Consider the following 19,487-nt stretch of genomic DNA (forward strand, 5'->3'; position numbering starts at 1 on the left):
TCACGCCCATATCACCCGGCCCCAGGGCGATCTCGTCATCCGCCACGACGCGCCCTACCACGTGTTCGCCGGCGAGGAAACCGCGTCGGTCGCGTTCGCCGCGATGCTTCGATCTATGCCTTCAACCGCCGAGGTTTACGGAGTGATCGAGGCCGCGACCGACGCCGGCCACCTTCCCCTTGCCCGGCCCCTGACCCGGGTCCAGCGCGGGGACGCCTCGGCCGCGAACTCTGCCGTGCTCGCCGAGGCCCTGCGCAGCCTTCCACTGCCCGACCATCCCGGCATCGCCTACCTCGCCGGCGAACACGTGGTAGGGCGCGTCGTGGCGGATGACGAGATCGCCCTGGGGCCGGGTGATATGGGCGTGATCTCCGACGGAGGCGGCCGTCGCCCAGCGCCTGGCGGATGTCGCTCCCTTCGGGTCACCGTCGTGGTCGAACATCACGATGTCGAGTGTGCCGAGGTCAGCGTCGGCGTCGTAGATGGAATACGTGCGTACTACGGGGTACGGGTGCATCCTCGACCACGATTCACGCAGACTCTCGACCTTCAGCCGGACCTGCTGACCTGGCGTCCAGGTCAGTCCCTGCAGTCGCGGGCCGCTGAAGCGGATGCGGCGCATTCTTGGTGTCAGCGTTTCGATCTCGCTGACAGTTGCAGAGAGGAACACCGCGTCGCGCAGCGTGCCGATGAGCGGCAAGGCGCCGGTGAGTGTGGCCACAAAAACTCCGGAAGGTTGGCGGTCGTCGAAGGTTGGTGCTGGTCTGCTCAGTAGTTGTTGCAGGTGCTGAACACCCGCAAGACGAGTCCGAACTGCTGGTCATTCCCTGGCTGGCTCGCCAGCATCTGGGCCATCCGCTGGCGTTGACCCGGCGGCGAGGCGAGGAACTGACGCAAGAAGGAGACGCTCTCAGGCGAAGAGTTGAATGTTGCGGCGGCTTGGGGATCCGCCGCGTTCAGCGCCGATTCAACCTGGTCGAAGTTGCAGGTTGTATTGACGAACGGGCTCAGATCCCGATCGGCGGACGCGAGCCCGGCGCCGGCGGTCAACGACAATGCCAGGCCGCACGCACCGGCAAAAAATCTAGTCAACGTTAGTGTGGTCATTTTTGGCTACCTCCTGAATGGGTGTGAACTCGAGATGCAATTCCTTGAGGCGCCTGAACAGCACCGTGCGGTCCCATTTGAGCCGGCGAGCGCCCGGGGGACCATGCTCGGCCTCTGAAAGCCGAATCTCGGCCATCCGGTTCAAGATTCGTTCCAAGCTCACCCGTACTTCGGCGCGCGCAATCGGGGCGCCCGGACACGTGTGGATACCACGACCGAAGGCGATGTGGTGCAATATGTTTGGGCGGCCCAGCCGGAATTCGCTGGGCTCGTCGAATCGTCGTGGATCGCGGTTTGCCGCACCGTTCATCACCAGAACGCTGGTACCGGCTCGCACATCGAGGTCGCCGATCCTGGTGTTGCGCCGCGCCATCCGGAAATTCGATTTGATCGGGCTTTCGATGCGCAGCATCTCCTCGATAAAGGCGGGGATCTTTGAGTTGTCCTCGCGCAGTTGCTCTTGCAAGTCCGGTCGCTCCGCCAGCATCAGCACGGAGAGACTCAGCAGGTCGATCGTCGTGCCGTGGCCGGCGGCGTACATGAAGGTGGCAACGCGGGCAACGTCAATCGCGTCGGGTGTCGTACCGTCGGGAAACTTTGCCAGCGCAAGCTCGGTGAGGACGTCGTTGCGTGGGTTGCGCCGCCTATCCTCGATGTAATCGACGAACCACTCCTCTTTCACGCCAACAAAACCGCTGCGGTCGCCTTCGAGCCTGCTGGCGTACGCAGCGCGGCGGAATCGCTCCCGGTCGGCCTCGGGTACGTCCAGCAGGTCGGTAATCGCGTCGAGCGTGAACGGGAAATTGTAGTCGATGAAGATCTCGCACTTGCCCTTTGCGATGAAGCGGTCGATTTGCTCGTCGGCAAGACGCCACAGGAAGTCCTCGTTGTTCTTCAGCTGCTTCGGCGTAAACAACCGGCTCAACAGCGAGCGGTGTGCGGTGTGCTTCGGAGGATCAAACGTGATGAAGTAGTCGCCGAATGTCACCGCGTGGTGGTGCCGTTCGATCACATCCGAGATGTCATCGCTATCGGTTTTAGTTGGAATCCCCGACCATGGTCCGCTGACTATGTTGCATACCGAGAATGTCTTGTCGTGGTCGCGTTGCACGGCGACGGCCTCGTCATACCCCGACACCATCACCACGCCGTGTGCCGGCTCGCGCCACACTGGGCAACGACGGATCGCGTCGTAGTAGTCGTAGGGGTCATCGACGAGCGACTTCTCGGTGAAGAAGTCGAGGTTCTCGAGCCCGCTCATTTCGACTCCCCTGTGCTGCAATACAATTCAGATCCCATAATTCAAATCCTTTCAGCCTCAGGCGGCGCTCGCGGGCGCCAGCTTTTCGCACAACAGGTCCGCCAGACCGCGAATGGTGCCGATGCTGGCGATGTCGGCGGGCGTCACGCGTACGCCCGTTTCGGTTTGGATGCGGGTCAGTAGTTCGAGGCCGCCCAGCGAGTCGAGGCCGTACTCGGACAACGCACGGTCGGGATCGACGTTGCGGCGCAGGATCAGACTGACCTGGTCGGAGATCAGGCGCCGCAGCCGGGTGGGCCACTCGTCCATGGCCAGCTCATCGAGTTCGGCACGCAGTTTGGCTGTGCCCGTTGAGTTTTTACCGTTGGACCGGAAAGCTTCGGCGAACGGGCTGCGTTGAGCGAAAGCGGTCAACCACGGTGTCCCCGTTATGGGGGCATAGCCGGTGCAGGCGCGGTCATGGCGCAGTAGCGCTTCGAAGGCATAGGCGCCTTCGTCGGGAGCTATGGCGACATCTGCGCCTTCGGCCAGAGCGGTGCCGCGTCCTATCTGCGCCCAGGCACCCCACGCGATCGCGGTGGCCGGCAAACCACGAGCCCGGCGCCAGCGGGTGAACGCATCCAGCCAACTGTTGGCCGCGGCGTAGGCGCCCTGCCCGGGCGACCCCACCAGCGCGGCGGCCGACGAGAACGAGCAGAACCAGTCCAACGGTTGCCCGGAGGTTGCGGTGTGCAAATTCCATGCACCGTAAACCTTTGGCGCCCAGTCATGCTCGATGAGCTCGTCGGTGATATTGGTCAGTGTGGCATCCTCGATCACCGCCGCCAGATGCAGCACACCGCGCACTGGAAGTCCGGTGGCGGTCGCTGCGGCCACCAACCGCTGAGCCGTCCCGGCCTCGGCTATGTCGCCGCATTCCACGACGACGTCGGCACCGGCCCCGTTGATGCGCTCGATCACCTTGAGCGCCTCGGGAGTTGGTTGCGAGCGCGAGGACAGGACTATCCGCCCGCAGCCGGTCCCGGAACCGGGAGAAGCCATCTTCTCGGCCAAGAACAGCCCCAGGCCTCCCAGCCCGCCGGTGATGATGTAGGCGCCGTCGTTACGGAAGACCCCGACCTGCGCCGGCGGCACCATCACGCGGCTGCGGCCGGTGTGCGGGACATCGAGCACGAGTTTGCCGGTGTGCTGGGCGCCGCTCATCACCCGAATTGCGGTGGCGGCGTCGGCAAGCGGGTAGTGCGTGCTTTCCGGCATCGGCAACGAGCCGTCCGCGGTGAGCCGGTACACCGTGCTCAGCAAGTCTCGCAGCTTGTCCGGGTGGCTGAATGACATCAACGCCAGGTCGAGGGCGTAGAACGTCAGGTTGCGCCGGAACGGGAAGAGCCCCAATCGGGTGTCGCCGTAGATGTCGCGTTTGCCGATCTCGACGAATCGTCCACCGAACGCCAGCAATTCGACCCCCGCGCGCTGGGCGGCGCCGATAACCGAGTTGAGCACGATGTCCACGCCATAGCCGTCGGTGTCGCGGCGTATCAGGTCGGCGAACTCCACGCTTCGCGAGTCGTAGACGTGCTCAATGCCCATGTCACGCAATAATTGTCGACGTTGCTCGCTGCCGGCGGTGGCGAAGATCTCGGCTCCCGCGGCCCGCGCGATGGCGATTGCCGCCTGTCCGACCCCACCGGTCGCGGAGTGGATCAGCACCCGGTCACCGGCGCTGATTCGGGCCAGCTCATGCAGGCCGTAATAGGCGGTGGCATGCGCCGTGGTGACCGCCGCCGCCTGGTGGTCGGCCAGGCCGTCCGGCAGCGTAACAGCCAGGCGCGCGTCGCAGGTGAGGAAGGTACCCCAGCACCCGTTGGCGCTCAGGCCCCCGACATGATCTCCGACCTTGTGCTCGGTCACGTCTGGTCCGACTGCAGTCACGACGCCGGCGAAGTCGGTGCCCAGCTGAGGCAGGCGCCCCTCGAAAGCGGGGTAACGGCCGAACGCGACGAGCACGTCGGCGAAGTTGATGCTGGACGCCCTAACTGCGACCTCGATCTGTCCCGGTCCCGGTGGAACACGGTCGCAGGCAACGAGTTCGAGCGACTCCAGATCACCGGGCGTACGGATCTGCAGGCGCATCCCGTCGCAGTCGTGGTCGGCGACGGCGGTTTGACGCTCCTCGGGGAGCAACGGAGCAGGGCACAACCGCGCGTTGTACCACGCGCCGTTTCGCCAGGCGGTCTCGTCCTCCTCCGACCCGGCCAGCAGTTGCCGTGCCAGCTCCTCGGCGTCGGTGGATTCGTCCACGTCGATCTGGCCGGCGCCCAGATGCGGGTGCTCCATGCCGATCACCCGGACCAGGCCCCGCAGCCCGGCCTGCTCGAGGTTGGGCACGTCGTTGGACACCACGGTTTGGGCGTTGCGGGTCACGACGTACAAGCGCGGCGATTCGCCGGGGAGGTCCGCCAACTCGCGCGTAATGCGCACCAGATGTTGCACATAGTCCCGGCCCAGACGCGCACAGTGTTCGTCAGCGTCGCCGTTTTTCGGTCCGGTGAGGATCACCACACCGGTGAATCCACCGCCGCGCAAATGGTTTCCAAGCTGTTCCACGTTCGAGATGTGGTCGGCCTGCTGCGGCCAGCACATCGTGGTGCAGTGCGCCCCAAGGTTTTTCAGGGCGTCGGCCAGCGTGCCGGCCACCACATCAGCGCTTGTGGTAGTGCCGATCAGCAGCCAGGTTCCGGCATCGGCGTGGTCCGGCTCGGGCAATTCCCGCTGCCGCCATTCGATGGTCAACAGCCGCTCGGCCAGCACACGATCTTTATTGCCGCTCTCGGATGCGCTGGTGCCCACTTGCAGCCCCTGAACGGCCAGCAGGACCGCCCCGTGCTCGTCGAGCACGTCGATGTCGGCCTCGACTCCGGAGGTATCGGCTTTGGTCACCCGTGTGTAGCAGTAGTGGACGTTGCGGGCGGCGCTGTACGAGCGAAGTCGACGGATGCCCAACACCAGCCCCAGCGCACCTTCGCCCAGGGCCTGAACGTCCGGATGGGCTTCAACGGCCTGGAAACAGGCATCCAGCAGGGCGGGGTGGACGCCGTAAGCGGCTTGCTGCGAGCGGATTTGGCGCGGAAGCGCCACCTCGGCCAGGACCGTCGCCTCCGCACCGGTGTGGACATCGCCCAGCCCGGCGAACGCGGGACCGTACTGAACGCCACGTTGATCCATACGCTTGCGCACCTCGTCGCCGTCATCACAACTCGCATGCGCCGCGAGTAGCGCGGACACGTCGTACGCAGGTGGTTGCTCATCCTCTGCGGCGCGCAGGACTGCGGCGGCATGCCGCGTCTGTCCGCCGCCCTGATTCGACTCCACGGCGAAGTCGACGACGCCCGGCGATGACAACGACGCCGAGGCACCGATCGTGGTCTGCTCGTCCAGCAGCAGCGCCTGCTCGAAGCGGATGTCGCGAACCTCAGCCGGCTCGCCCAGCACAGTGCGCGCGGCCGCTAGCGCCATCTCGCAGTACGCGGCTCCCGGAAGCACGACCACATTGCGGATCTGGTGGTCGGCGAGCCAGGGCTGGGCGGCGGTGCCGACCTCGGCCTGCCACAAGTGGCGCTCAGGCTCCTCGTGCAAGTGCACGTGCGAGCCCAGCAGCGGATGTACCGAAACGGTGCAACCGCCATGCGTTGGGGCTTCCTGACCGCCCCCGCTCAACCACAGCCGACGGTGCGTCCAGGTCGGCAGCGGCGCGTCCACCAGGCGTCCACTCGGGTAGAGCATGGAGAAATCGACCGCGGCGCCCGCACTGTGTAGATCCGCCACAAACCCACGCAGTCCGTGGGGAAGCGCCTGTTCACGGCGCATACCGGCCAGAGCGGCCATCGGCATCTCGCGGCTGCGGGCGGTCTGCTCGAGAGCGCGGACGAGTAGCGGGTGTGGCGCCAGCTCGGCAAAGACCCGGTAGCCGTCCTCCAAAGCGGCCTGCACAGCCGTGGCGAACCGCACCATTCGGCGCATGTTGTTCGCCCAGTACCGGGCGTCGCACACCGGTTGCTCGCGCGGGTCGAACAGGGTCGCCGAGTAGAAGGGAACTTCCGGTGTCATCGGGCTGATCTCTGCGAGTGCCTCGGTCAGCTCGTCCATGATCGGATCGACTTGTGGCGAATGGAAGGCGACATCGGTGGGGACCTCGCGGGCCATCACATCACGCTGCTCCCATGCCGCGACCAGGTCGCGAACCGTTTGCGCGGCGCCGGCAATCACGGTGGACTGCGGCGAGGCCACCACGGCCACCACAACGTCGCTGATACCGCGGGCCGTTAGCTCCGAAAGCACTTGCTGTGCAGGCAATTCCACCGATGCCGTGGCACCGGTACCGGCGACGCGGAACATCAGCCGTGAGCGGCGGCAGATCACACGCAGTCCGTCTTCCAGCGACAGTGCACCGGCGACGACAGCCGCGGCGGCCTCGCCGAGGGAGTGCCCGATGACCGCGCCGGGGCGGACGCCGTGGGATCTCATGGTGGCCGCCAGCGCGACCTGCATGGTGAACAGTGTCGGCTGGATCCGGTCTTGACCGGTCACGATCTGCGGCGCCGATATCGCCTCGGTCACTGAAAACCCGGACTCGTGGGCGATCACGGGCTCGGCCTGCGCGACGGTGGCGGCGAACACCGGTTCGGTCGCCAACAGGTCTGCGCCCATCGCAGCCCATTGCGAACCCTGCCCGGAGAACACCCAAACCGGTCCACGGTCGTCCTGTCCGACCGCGGCCGGATAAGGGGTATCGCCGTCGGCAACCTCGCGCAATGCCTCTGCGAGCTCGGGCCGGTTGCCTGCGATGACGGCGGTGCGTACCGGGCGGTGCGCGCGCCGACGCGCCAGCGTATAGGCCAGATCAGGCAGCGCCAGATCGTCGTGTGCTCGCACCCAGTCGGCCAACCGGCCGGCGCTGCGGCGCAGTTCATCGGCCGAGGTGGACGACAGTGGGAACAACAGTGTCGCCGTCGTCGACGGCTCAGTTGAGATACGTTCGGGCACAACGGCTTCAGAAGTCTGTTCGGGTGCTTGTTCCAAGATGGCGTGTACGTTGGTTCCCGACAGCCCGTACGACGAGACCGCCGCCCGCCGTGGGTGGTGCCCGTTGGTGACCCACGGTGTGGTCTCCTGCGGCACAAAGAGTTTCGTATCGATCTTGGCAAGGTCATCGGGAAGCCGGGTGAAGTGCAGATTCCGGGGGACCACACCGTGCTGCAGCGCGAGGATCGCCTTCATCATCCCGAGCGCGCCGGAGGCCGCCTGCGCATGGCCGAAGTTGGTCTTCACCGACGCCAGCGCGCACGGGCCGTCGATGCCGTAGACGTTGGCCAGGCTGGCGTATTCGATCGGGTCACCCACCGGGGTGCCGGGCCCGTGGGCCTCGACCATGCCGACCGTGCGGGCGTCCACGCTTGCGGCGGCTAACGCCGCCTGATACACGGCGGTCTGCGCGGTCTTCGACGGTGTCGCGATATTGACGGTATGACCGTCCTGGTTGGCCGCCGTCCCGCGCACCACAGCCAGAATCCGATCACCGTCTCGTAGCGCGTCGGACAGGCGCTTGAGTAGCAGCATGACGCTGCCCTCTCCGCCCACGAACCCGTCGGCCGCGACGTCGAAGGCGTGGCAACGTCCGGTCGGCGACAGCATGCCCTCGGCTGACCCCGCGGAAAATTTCCGCGGGTCCAACGCCAGCGTGGCGCCGCCGGCCAGGGCAAGGTCGCTCTCGCCCTCGTGCAGGCTGCGGCATGCCAGGTGTATCGCGGCCAGCCCGGAGGAACATGCGGTGTCCACCGTCAATGCGGGACCGTGGACCCCCAGCGCATAGGCGATGCGCCCCGAGGCCAGGCTAAAGCTGTTGCCGGAAAAGCCGTATGCCCCTTCCACGGAGTGCGCGTCGGCGGCCAGCAATTGGTAGTCGCCATGCGTCAATCCCATGAACACGCCGGTCAGCGAGTCGGCGATTCGCTCCCGCGTCAGACCGGCGTGTTCCATGGCCTCCCATGAGGTCTCCAAAAGCAACCGGTGTTGCGGATCCATCGCGGTCGCTTCCCGCTCGTTGATTCCGAAGAACTCGGGATCGAAGCCGGCGACGTCGTCGATGAATGCGCCCCACCGGGATACCGAGCGGCCCGGCACACCCGGCTCGGGATCGTAGTATTCGTCGGCGTCCCAGCGGTCGGGCGGAATCTCGGTGACCAGGTCGTCGCCGCGCAACAACGCCTCCCACAATTCCTCCGGGGAGTCGATGGCTCCGGGTAACCGGCAAGCCATGCCGATCACGGCAACAGGAGTGACAGGTGTGGCACCGATTGGGAGCCGAGAAGCGGTCGAAGGCGGGCGTTGCATAACGTCGTCGTCGAACGGATTGGTACTCACCAGTCCTCCAAATTTTCGCTTGGCAAGTTGCGAACAGTTCGGTGCACTAGGCACTACTTAGCTTTTCTGACTTATTTCTGACCAGGGCCGTAGACGGCCTCGCCCGGGTGCATGGTCCGAGCGTTATGGGTTTCAATCTTGTTGTCCGGCTTATGAAGCCAGGTAGAGTAGTCGGGGCGCGTACATGGAGTGGTTGGCACCGGCAAACAGAGTGGCGGCTCCGGTAGCGCCAGGAATATCATCAATCGAAATGGGCCCGCGAACGCGGATTGCATTCCGCGCCAGAGTTTTTCGTCGCGACCGACGGCTTCGCCTTTACGCAGAGATGCGGCCTCGCGGGTAATCCGCGACATTGCGAGCATGCCCCGGGGCGGGCCGGACGCCTCCTGGCTGGACCGGCGGTTGCAGACCAACCGGCTGCAATACCTCGACCGCGACGATGTCGACGATCTGAAGCGGAGGGTCATCCACGCACTCGACCGCAGGCAACGCCGACGGTTTTACGGTGCGTATGGGATCTTTGCTCGGCTGGCGCTTGGTGAGGTGGCCGATATTCCTTGTCCGAAGATCCTCGAACTCGGGTCCGGCAACGGCGGGCTGTCGCGCAAGCTGCCGGAGTACCACCCCATTGCTCAGGTGGCGGTCACCGACATCGAACCCACGTTTGTGGCCGATATCGCCGCCAGCGGTCTCGGCAGTCACCCACGCGCCACGGTGCGGGAAATGGACGCCACCGCAATCGACGTCCCCGACGGGGCACTACGACCTTGCGGTGTTTGCGGTGTCGTTGAGTAGCCTGCCGCCTGAACCAGCCGCCCGGGTGTTCGCCGAAGGAACCCGGGCAGCCAATAAGCTGTTAATCGTCGACGTCCGCAGGCCGTCGGCACCTGTCCACCTTGTGGCGCTAGCGGTGGTGCTGCCGTTCACTCGCTTGGCCCCCCTGGCACACGATGGCTTCGTCACCTCGTTAGTGCGTATAGCCCGTCGGCGCTGCGTGCGCTCGCCTATCATGCCGACCCGGCGATTACCGTCGAGTTCCGCACCCGACGGTTTGTCCCGATGGGGGTGGTTGCCAGTCGCACCCAGCGAACTAGCAAATCGGCGTAGGGAAAGCCTGCGGCATCGCGACAATGGCAGGTAACATTTGGCGGGTTGCAGTTAACACGTTAATAGGACTGTGGCCTTATGATTTCGCGTATTTTGATTCTCGGTATAAACGGCGGCTTCGGTGCGTTGTTTGCGGATTTGCTGACCGGAAGGGGCCTCCCCGTTGCCGGCGCAGACCTAGCCGAGAAAGCAGCCGTCGGTGTCCGCTGCGGCCGATACGTTTCCTGCGACCTCGGTAAGCCTTCGGAGGAGTTAAGGAGCCTCGCGAGTACCTGCGACCTGTTGTTGTTTTGTGTGCCTGAGACGGTGCTAGTTCGCGGCATCGGCCTCCTGGCCGATATCGCTCTGCCGGGAAGCCTGTTTGTGGACACACTGTCGATAAAGACACCGGTCGCGAGCATTATCGGGGCTCGTCGCAAAGATCTCCAGCATCTCAGCATCAATCCTATGTTCGCCCCCGACATGGGGTTCAGTAACCAAAACGTCGCCGCGGTGCCCATAATCGGCGGAGATAAGAGTGATGAATTCTGCGCCTACCTGCGAGACTGGGGCGCGAGTGTCACGTGCATGGATGTTGTCACGCATGACCGGCAGACGGCGGTTACGCAGGCGCTTACGCATGCGGTTGCCATCGCTTTCGGGGATTGTTTGTCATCGTTGGGTTATGACGCGGAGAAGGCATGGCCTATCGCTTCACCTCCGCATCGACTCTTCATGACGTTGTATGCACGAATCCTTAACAAAGATCCCGACGTCTACTGGGAAATCCAGGCTGCCAATCCCTATGCCTCGGAAGCGCGTATAACCCTTATCCAGGCGCTCCAGAATATAGAGTCAATCAGTCGAAACGGGGACCGTGACGCATTTCACCGTATCGTGACCGCAGGTGAATCCGCAGTTACACCAATTTTGCCAGTTCTGAATTCGCTTACACAGAAGCTATTCCGCCAAATCTAGAGTGTTAGGCGATTTTTCTTCCAGGTGGCAGCTTTGCCTGATGATCAGGTCGTACATTTCGTACAGGAATTCAGGTTGCACACCGTACTGGTTACCCAGTACGGTGCAGCGGCTCATTATCTGCTCAATACGGTCCGGCTGCATAACGGCCAAGCCTGTGTTGGCTTTAAACTTGCCGACGTTTCGCACCACCTCAAAGCGCTTCCCCAGCGCCCTGATGATCTCTTCATCCAAGGCATCGATCTGTTGACGGTAGAGCCCAATATCAGACATATACGACTCCCAGTTCTCCAGCAGTTTCGCTCCCGCGGCGATTTGATCAAGTTCCCCATTGGTATACTCTGCCAACTTAGCGGGTAGTGGCGGCAGGGACTCTAGCTTTCCTGGGGGTATTCCATCGATCTCGAAGTGTGAGTGGCCGAACTCGCCAAATTCCTCGTATACGATGGCATTGATGAGGGCTCTGCCCTTGAGTAGAATTTCCTCGAATTCCTCTTCGGCATCAGACAAAGCGACGATCGCGCCTCCAATGCCGATGGATGTGGCATGCGGCGTGCAGACCGCGGTGCGAATGACAATGTTAAGGTCCGCTCCTCCGCCCAGGCCAATAAAACCGATAGATCCGGAATAGACGCCCCTCGCTTCCGACTCCAGGCGGTCAATAATCTCCAGCGTACGGATCTTTGGTGCGCCGGTCATCGAGCCGCCCGGAAAGGCGGCACGTATACAGTCGACTGCCGTGTTTTCTTCCTTTAACAAGCCACGAACCGTGCTGACCAATTGATGCACTGTTTCGTAGGATTCGACAGCCATCAGCTTGGGCACGTGAACGGTGCCCACCGCGCATACTCGACCCAGATCGTTGCGCAACAGATCTACGATCATTAGGTTCTCGGAGCTGTCCTTCTCGTTCTTGCCGAGCGCATTTCGTGCTCTTTCATCGATTCGTTTGTCCGGATGTCGCGCAGCCGTGCCCTTGATCGGCTTGGTGCTCACCCAGCCGTTGCGGTCCACGCGCAGGAATTGCTCTGGCGAGGAGCTGAGAACCGAGAAATCGCCGAAGTGGAGGTACGAAGCATACGGCGCCGGATTGGCGCGACGCAGAATGCGATACAGATTCAGCGGCTGCTCGATAGGATCGGTATGTAGCTGATTGGTCAGGCAGATTTCGTAGCTCTCGCCTTCGGTGATCTCACTCAAACACTGCTTGATGTCCGCGATGTAGGTCTCATAGGGTCGGGTAAGCTTTAACTTCAGCTTGTCGCGTGCTGTATAAATCTTGCCGGTAGGCGCCGGCAGTATCCGCAATTCTGATGCTACGCGGTCAAACCAATCTTCGGCGGCCTGGATTTCCGACTCTGGCACGAAGGCTACGAGATAGGTTGTTGCTTCGATCTGGTCGAAAGCCATCAAGCGATCACAGAAAATGAACATGGCGTCCGGCAGCGTGGATTCGTGTACCAGATGCCCCCCCGTGTCGGCCTTCAGCTCATAGCCGAAATAGCCGGCGAAACCACAATTGAAATCAAAGGGCAACTCTTTGCTCGCCTGGCCGTATTCCTTGAGCTGTTCGTTTAGATAGTCGAATATGGATTGGTTTGTGGTCGTCGTCTTACCGCCGCTGTGAACGGCGAGTGAGCGGTCCTTGACGGTGTAACGAATAACTTGAGAAAAAGGACCGTCTGCGGCGCCCATGAAGATGAACCGCGATAAAGATTTTTCGACCAGATCACTGCCCAACCAGAATGCGTACTCCTTGTCGGCATAAAAATGCATGAACGCTGATTCCGGATCGAAGAAGTAGTTCAATTTCCGGTAGCACACTCTATAATTTTCATTGTTCCGAAGCTTCCGATGTTGATCGGGATCTTCCGGGCTGAGCTTCCCGACGTCGGCAGGTGTGTAGCAGACTTGCCGCCCCTCGGAAGCATGGTAGGCCACCGCAAGATCGAGAAAGTTGCGTATCAGCTGCGCACCATGCTGAGTGCAGATCGACTCCGGATGAAATTGAATGCCCCACAGGGGGCGGTGCTTGTGCTGGAGAGCCATTAGCACCCCATCCGCAGTCCAGGCAAGTGGTTCCAGGTGATCAGGCAAGGTGGTATCTACGGCGAGGGAGTGATAGCGGATTGCCGAAAAGTTCTGTGGGATACCGCTGAACAATGCGGAGTCATTGTGCCGTATGTTGCTCGACCGGCCATGACGAGGCTCGGGTGCGTGCACAACGGTCCCACCACTGTAATGTGCTATTCCTTGATAACCGAGACAGACCCCCAGCGTAGGTACGTCGAGTTCCTGGATGATCTGGGCGCATACACCGAAATCCTCGGCTCGCTGCGGATTGCCGGGTCCGGGCGATAGCACAATGGCGTCGGGGCCGAGCGCCTTTATCTGATCGATTGTTATCTTATCGTTTTCGACGACCGTTGGTTCTTGTCCATTCACCAGCGCGATCTGCTGAAACAGGTTGAAGGTGAAAGAGTCGTAGTTGTCTACAATAAGGATTTTCATGGCCTTGCCCACCTAATCAATGCCCGTGATTTCTTCACCACAACGCCTCCTTACGCTTCCAGCAAAACCTTGAGTTGTTGGCCATACAGGATGAGCGATTCGATACTCATCATTTCTTGATGCCCACAGTCGATCGGGTAGACGGCGATGTCGCCAGTAACATAAGGTCGCCAACGTTGCAGAAGAGGTGAACTGCGATCGCACTCATCCCGTACAGCAGTAAATATGGTTATATCCCCATCGAAGACATCGGGTTCGTGGGCTTGATATAACGCCACGTTGTTGTTGAGGTTTTGAACACCCCAATCCACAAGCTGTTTGTATTGAGAAAACTGGACAATGCCTTGTTTGCGAAGTAGTTCTTCTACCTGCTCATAGGAAAGCGGCTCATCCTGTTCTGGAATATCTATACGACAGATCCGAAGGACGTCTCCCAACACGTCCGCCTCGCCTATGTTCGGCGCGGTGACGCTGCTGTCCATGCGGGGCTGGGAATCGAGAAGGACTATGCGCGCGACTTCGCATCCGCGTCGCTGAAGCTCGATGGCGATTTCATGGGCGACGGCACCGCCGAAAGACCAGCCGAGAAGGTTATAGGGCCCGGTGGGGTCAATGCCTTGAATCCGATCGGCATAGTTCTTCGCCATATCGCGGATTGACGCAGGTTCAGGCTCGCCATTTGCCGAGGTTTGTTGAATTCCAATGATCGAGCAGCCCAGGTAATTACCAAGAACCTGATACGGCCAGCTCACCCCACCCGCGGGATGAACGCAGAACAGCGGAACACCGGTGCCTTCCTTGAGGAACTCAACGGGGACTACTTCCACCTCGTCGGCATCTTGGCCGACCTGCTGGCTCAAACTTCTAACGGACGGCGCGTGGAATAACGTGCGTACCGGGAGGTTCGCGTCCAGGCTGGTGTTGATCGCGGCGATCACCCGCATCGCCGACAGCGAATCCCCACCCAAGTCGAAGAACGAATCGTCGACCCCGACCCGCTCGACACCCAGTACCTGGGCGTAGATGCCGGCCAGGATCTCCTCGGTGGGCGTACTCGGGGGGCGGTAGCGATCGGCGTCGGTGTATTCGGGTGCCGGCAGAGCGCGGGTGTCCAATTTTCCGTTGGAGGTTAGTGGCAGCGCGTCCAACACCACCACCGCGGCCGGGACCATATAGGCCGGGAGCCGCTCGGCAAGCTTCGCGCGCGTCGTCGCCGGGTCTGCCGTGCCCGTGAGATAGCCCACTAGGCGCTTGTCGCCGGCGCGGTCCTCGCGGGCGATCACCGCCGCCTGCTCGACCCCATCCAAACCGGCCAGCGCGGCCTGGATTTCACCGAGTTCGATGCGATAGCCGCGGATCTTGACCTGCTCATCGGCGCGCCCCACATACTGCAGCTGCCCATCAGCGCCCCAATACATCAGGTCCCCGGTGCGATACATGCGTGTTCCGGACGCTTCCGCGCCGGCGAAGGGGCAGGCCACGAACCGCGACGCGGTCAACCCCGCCCGGCGCACATAGCCGACGCCCACACCGCGGCCAGCCACATACAACTCGCCGACCACCCCAGCCGGTACTGGTCGCAGCCACTGATCCAGCACGAACAACGCCGCCCCTTGCACCGGCGTTCCAATCGGCACCACATCCGACCCAGGGATTAGCGGCGCGCTGCTCGCCACACCCATGGTCGTCTCGGTCGGCCCGTAGCCGTTGATCATCACCCGCCCGGGTGCCCACCGATTCACCACGTCGGCCGGGCACGCCTCGCCGGCCACCTGCAAGGACATCGACTCCAAGCCCTCAGCCGACAACAGCGCCAACGCCGACGGCGTCTGAGTCATCACGCTGACCTGTTCGCTAACCAGCAAGGCGTGGAAATCCTCCGGCGAAACCGCCACCGACTCGGGCACCACCACGAGCCGCCCGCCATCTAGCAGCGCAGCCCAGATCTCCCACGCCGACACATCGAAGGCCAGCGAATGACACAACGGCCACACTCCCGCGCGCGGCAGGCCGGCATATCCCGACTCGATCAGCTGGGTCACGTTGTGGTGGGTGATGGCCACGCCTTTGGGCGTTCCGGTGGTCCCGGAGGTGTAAATCAGGTAGGCGATGTCATCCGAAGCCGGCGCCGGCAAGCCCGTGCGCGGATACGTCTGGATGCGCGGGTCGTCGACATCGATGACCGGCACCTCATGCCCGTCGAGCCGGTCGGCGAGCGCGGTGGTGGTGATCGCAGCGACCGGCGCGGCATCGCCGAGCATGAACCCGAGCCGGGTCGCCGGATACGCGGGGTCGATCGGCAGGTAGGCGGCTCCCGTCTTGAGCACCGCCAACATCGCCACGATCGCCTCGGCGCACCGGGAAAACAGCAGCGCCACACACTGTCCCGGGCCCGCGCCCCGGCCGGCCAGCAGATGCGCCAACCGGTTCGACGCCTCATCGAGCTCCCGATACGTCATCGAGCGACCGCGGCAGCTGATCGCAACCGCCAGCGGGATGCGGGCGACCTGCTCGGCGAACAGCGCGGGTATCGATACCCCCGTCGCCTGCCGGGTCAATACCGCCCGGTTGCCGGCCTCATCCAGGCGGGCATGCTCACCCGCATCCATCAGATCCACCGACGACAGGCGCAGTGTGGGATCGGCGGTCACCGCCATCAACAGCCGCTGCAACCGTGCGATCAGCGCCTCGATGCTGGCCGCGTCGAACACATCGGTGCGAAACTCCACAACCCCGCCGATCCCGGCGCCCTCGCCGGCCTGGTTCCAGCGCTCGCCCAACGTAAACGTCAGGTCCATGCGGGCGGTGTGGGTGTCCGCCGGCAGTGGCGTGACCTGCAGATCACCTAAGGCCGAGTCGGCGACGTTGTTCTCCGCCCGGAAGAAGTTCTGCCAGGCCAACGCCACCTGTACCAGCGGGTGATGGGCCAGCGATCGGATCGGGTTGAGCCGCTCCACCAACGCCTCGAAGGGCACATCCTGGTGCTCGAATGCGGCCAGGCTGCGCGCGCGCACCTGAGCCAGCAGCTCAGCGACCGTGGGATCGTCGGCCATCTCCACCCGCAACACCAGGGTGTTGACGAAAACCCCCACCACCTCATCCAGCACAGGGTCAGGGCGCCCGGCGATCGGGAACCCCACCGCCACATCGCTGCTGGCGCTGAGCTTGGCCAACAACACCGCCAGGGCGGCCTGGATCACCATGAAGCTGGTCGCGTTGTGCTCGCGGGCCATCCGCGCGACCTGCTGCTGCAGCTCCGCCGGCCACTCAACGGCCACACTGGCCCCTCGGTAATCGGCCACCGCCGGGTAGGGCCGGTCGGTGGGTAACGCGAGCCGCTCAGGCAGCCCGGCCAGCTCCTGCTCCCAGTAGGCCAGCTGCGCGGCGATGCGGCTGTCGGCATCGGCCAGATCACCCAGGTGCGCGCGCTGCCACAGCGTGTAATCCACGTACTGCACCGCCAATGGCGCCCAACCCGGGGCCTGCCCCGCACACCGGCTGGCATAAGCCACCCCCAGATCAGCCACCAGCCGGGTGATCGACCAGCCGTCGGCGGCGATATGGTGGACCGCGGCCACCAGCACATGCTCGTCCTCGGCGACGCGGAAAAGCCTTGCCAGCAACGGGATCTCGGTCGCCAAATCAAACGAGTGATGCACCACCGCGCCGATGGCCTCACCCAACCGGCTTTCCGGCCAGCCGGTGGCATCCACAACCTGCCAACCGAGACCGACGCCCTCGGCAGGCATTACGATCTGCTGGGGTATGCCGTCAGGCGCCGCGAACAGGGTCCGCAGGCTCTCCTGGCGGGCCACCACATCGGCCAGCGCCGCACCCAACGCCTCGGCATCGAGGCGCCCGCTCAGCCGCAACGCTGCCGGGATGTTGTAGATCGGCGAGGGCCCCTGCAACTGGTCCAGGAACCACAACCGCTGCTGGGCAAACGACAACGGCACCACCGCCGGCCGCTCCACGGCCACCAACGGCTCCCGCCCGGCCCCGTCGTCTCCGATGCGCGGTGCCAGCCTGGCGACCGTGGGCGCATCGAATAAGGTGCGCACCGCAAGGTGAGCGTTCAGGGTGCTGTTGATCGCGGCGATCACCCGCATCGCGGACAGGGAGTCTCCGCCCAGGTCGAAGAAGGAGTCGTCGACCCCGACCCGCTCGAGGCCGAGTATTTGGGCGTAGATGCCGGCCAGGGTCTCCTCGGTGGGCGTACTCGGGGCGCGGTAGTGATCACCTTGGGTGTACTCAGGTGCGGGCAGGGCCCGGGTGTTGAGTTTGCCGTTGACCGTCAACGGCAGCGCGTCGATCACCACCACTGCGGCCGGGACCATGTAGGCCGGCAGCCGTTCGGCCAGTCGGGTGCGAAGCTCGGCCGGGTCGGCGCTGCCGGTGATGTAACCGACCAGCCGTTTGTCGCCGGGGCGGTCCTCACGGGCGATCACCGCCGCCTGATCCACCCCATCCAGGGCGGCCAGCGCGGCGCGGATCTCGCCGAGTTCGATGCGATAGCCGCGGATCTTGACCTGTTCATCGGCGCGGCCCAGGTACTGCAGCTGCCCATCGGGACCCCACTTCACCAGGTCCCCGGTGCGATACATGCGTTGGCCTGGCGCTCCCGGCTCGGCGAATGGGCAGGCCACAAACCGCGACGCGGTCAAACCGGCGCGGCGCAGATAGCCGACGCCGACCTGGGTGCCGGCCACATACAACTCCCCGACCACCCCGGCCGGTACGGGTTGCAGCCACTGGTCGAGTACGAAGAAGGCCGCCTTGGGCACCGGCGCACCGATCGGCACCGCATCCGAGCCGGTTGTCAGCGGGGCGCTTAAGGCCACCCACATGGTGGTCTCGGTCGGGCCGTATTCATTGATCATCACCCGCCCTGGTGCCCACCGCTCGACCAGCTCGGCCGGACAGGCCTCACCACCGACCATCAGGGTCAGCGACTCCAGCCCCTGTGGCGGCAATGTGCCGACTGCTGAAGGGGTTTGGCATAAGACGCTGACCTGCTCGCTGAGCAGCAGGGCATGCAAGTACTCGGGTGAGGCTGCCACCGACTCGGGCACCACCACCAGGCGCCCACCATGCAGCAGCGCGCCATAGATCTCCCAGCCCGAGATATCAAAGCTATAGGAGTGCCACTGCGACCACACCTGTGCGGGCCCGGCCAGATCCGGATCCAAAGACCCCAGCAGCTCGGTGACGTTGTGATGAGTGATGGCAACACCTTTGGGCACCCCGGTCGTGCCCGAGGTGTAAATCACGTAAGCAAGATCGTCGGATGCCGGTGCCGGTAGTGCTGTGTTGGGCTGGGCGGCAACAGCGGGGTCGTCGACGTCGATGACCACCACCTCATGCCCGTCGAGCCGCTCGGCCAATTCGGAGGTGGTGATCGCGGCGATCGGTGCGGCATCTTCGAGCACGAACCCGATCCGGTTCGCGGGATGCGCGGGGTCGATCGGCAGGTAAGCCGCGCCGGTCTTGAGCACCGCCAACATCGACACGATCGCCTCGGCGCAGCGGGAAAACAGCAGCGCCACAGTCTGTCCCGGCCCCGCGCCACGATCAGCCAGCAGATGCGCCAACCGATTCGACGCCTCATCAAGCTCGCGATACGTCATCGAGCGACCGCCGCACACCAGCGCCATCGCATCCGGTGTCCGGGCCACCTGCTCGGCGAACACCGCTGGAATCGACGCCGCGGTTGACACCGTCCGGGTCAATGCCGCCCGGTTGCCGATCTCATCGAGCCGGGCGTGCTCGCCGGCGTCGAGTACATCCACCGACGACAACAACCGGGTGGGGTCGGCGGTGAGCGCCATCAACACCCGCTGCAACCGTGCGATCAGCGTTTCGATGCTTGCGGCGTCGAACACGTCCGTGCGGAACTCCACCGACCCGCCGATCCCGGCCGGATCGCCGGCCTGGCTCCAGCGTTCGCCCAACGTAAACGTCAGGTCCATGCGGGCGACCTGGGTGTCCGCGGATAGCGGCGTGACCTGCAGATCACCCAGCGCCAGCCCGGCGGGCGCGCCGTCTTCTCGGGCGAAGTTCTGCCAGGCCAACACCACCTGGACCAGCGGGTGATGGGCGAGGCTTCGGGTCGGGTTGAGCCGCTCCA

At 63.7% G+C, this 19,487-nt stretch carries 6 protein-coding genes and 3 pseudogenes; 3 read left to right on the plus strand and 6 right to left on the minus strand.

Annotation, left to right across the window (positions count from 1 at the left end; genetic code table 11):
* Positions 1–103 precede the first annotated feature (103 nt).
* Positions 104–250, plus strand: a pseudogene (locus A5708_RS28000) (siderophore-interacting protein); the annotation flags it as partial.
* A 42-nt stretch (positions 251–292) separates the two neighbouring features.
* Here the strand turns inward: A5708_RS28000 and A5708_RS14200 are convergent.
* The 4 genes and pseudogenes from A5708_RS14200 to pks2 form a co-directional block, all read right to left on the minus strand.
* A pseudogene (locus A5708_RS14200) lies at positions 293–721 on the minus strand (siderophore-interacting protein); the annotation flags it as partial.
* 47 nt (positions 722–768) lie between these two features.
* Complete coding sequence (locus A5708_RS14205) at positions 769–1,107, minus strand: hemophore-related protein (RefSeq protein ID WP_065029243.1); 339 nt, start codon at positions 1,105–1,107, stop codon at positions 769–771.
* Entirely contained in the window at positions 1,085–2,368 is a 1,284-nt protein-coding gene (locus A5708_RS14210; protein WP_065029244.1) for a cytochrome P450, read from the minus strand. Before A5708_RS14210 ends, A5708_RS14205 begins: the two co-directional genes overlap by 23 nt.
* Before the next feature lie 57 nt (positions 2,369–2,425).
* The gene (gene pks2 / locus A5708_RS14215) at positions 2,426–8,755 is read right to left on the minus strand and encodes a sulfolipid-1 biosynthesis phthioceranic/hydroxyphthioceranic acid synthase (protein ID WP_196772635.1); all 6,330 of its coding nucleotides are present in this window, start codon (positions 8,753–8,755) and stop codon (positions 2,426–2,428) included.
* A gap of 390 nt (positions 8,756–9,145) precedes the next feature.
* Here pks2 and A5708_RS14220 point away from each other — a divergent pair.
* Together A5708_RS14220 and A5708_RS14225 are read left to right on the plus strand one after the other, a co-directional pair.
* Positions 9,146–9,892: pseudogene (locus A5708_RS14220) on the plus strand (class I SAM-dependent methyltransferase).
* Between the two features lie 78 nt (positions 9,893–9,970).
* Positions 9,971–10,849, plus strand: a complete 879-nt coding sequence (locus tag A5708_RS14225; protein ID WP_065029246.1) for a prephenate dehydrogenase dimerization domain-containing protein — start codon at positions 9,971–9,973, stop codon at positions 10,847–10,849.
* Here the strand turns inward: A5708_RS14225 and pabB are convergent.
* Together pabB and A5708_RS14240 are read right to left on the minus strand one after the other, a co-directional pair.
* Positions 10,832–13,372: an aminodeoxychorismate synthase component I gene (gene pabB, locus A5708_RS14230; RefSeq protein ID WP_081292959.1), complete on the minus strand. Its 2,541-nt coding sequence runs from the start codon at positions 13,370–13,372 to the stop codon at positions 10,832–10,834. The two genes, A5708_RS14225 and pabB, sit on opposite strands and share 18 nt — an antisense overlap.
* 38 nt (positions 13,373–13,410) lie before the next feature.
* Positions 13,411–19,487: non-ribosomal peptide synthetase (locus A5708_RS14240; RefSeq protein WP_155766024.1), on the minus strand; the 6,077-nt coding region annotated here is incomplete at its 5' end.

Origin of the sequence: Mycobacterium colombiense, from assembly GCF_001672755.1 — a bacterium.
In the GTDB taxonomy this organism is placed as follows: Bacteria; Actinomycetota; Actinomycetes; order Mycobacteriales; family Mycobacteriaceae; genus Mycobacterium; species Mycobacterium colombiense_C.

Excerpts from the sequence above, each read along its gene's own strand:
- A5708_RS14205 (WP_065029243.1), bottom strand. The coding sequence starts at position 1,107 with ATGACCACACTAACGTTGACTAGATTTTTTGCCGGTGCGTGCGGCCTG.
- A5708_RS14210 (WP_065029244.1), bottom strand. The coding sequence starts at position 2,368 with ATGAGCGGGCTCGAGAACCTCGACTTCTTCACCGAGAAGTCGCTCGTC.
- pks2 (WP_196772635.1), bottom strand. The coding sequence starts at position 8,755 with ATGCAACGCCCGCCTTCGACCGCTTCTCGGCTCCCAATCGGTGCCACA.
- A5708_RS14225 (WP_065029246.1), top strand. The coding sequence starts at position 9,971 with ATGATTTCGCGTATTTTGATTCTCGGTATAAACGGCGGCTTCGGTGCG.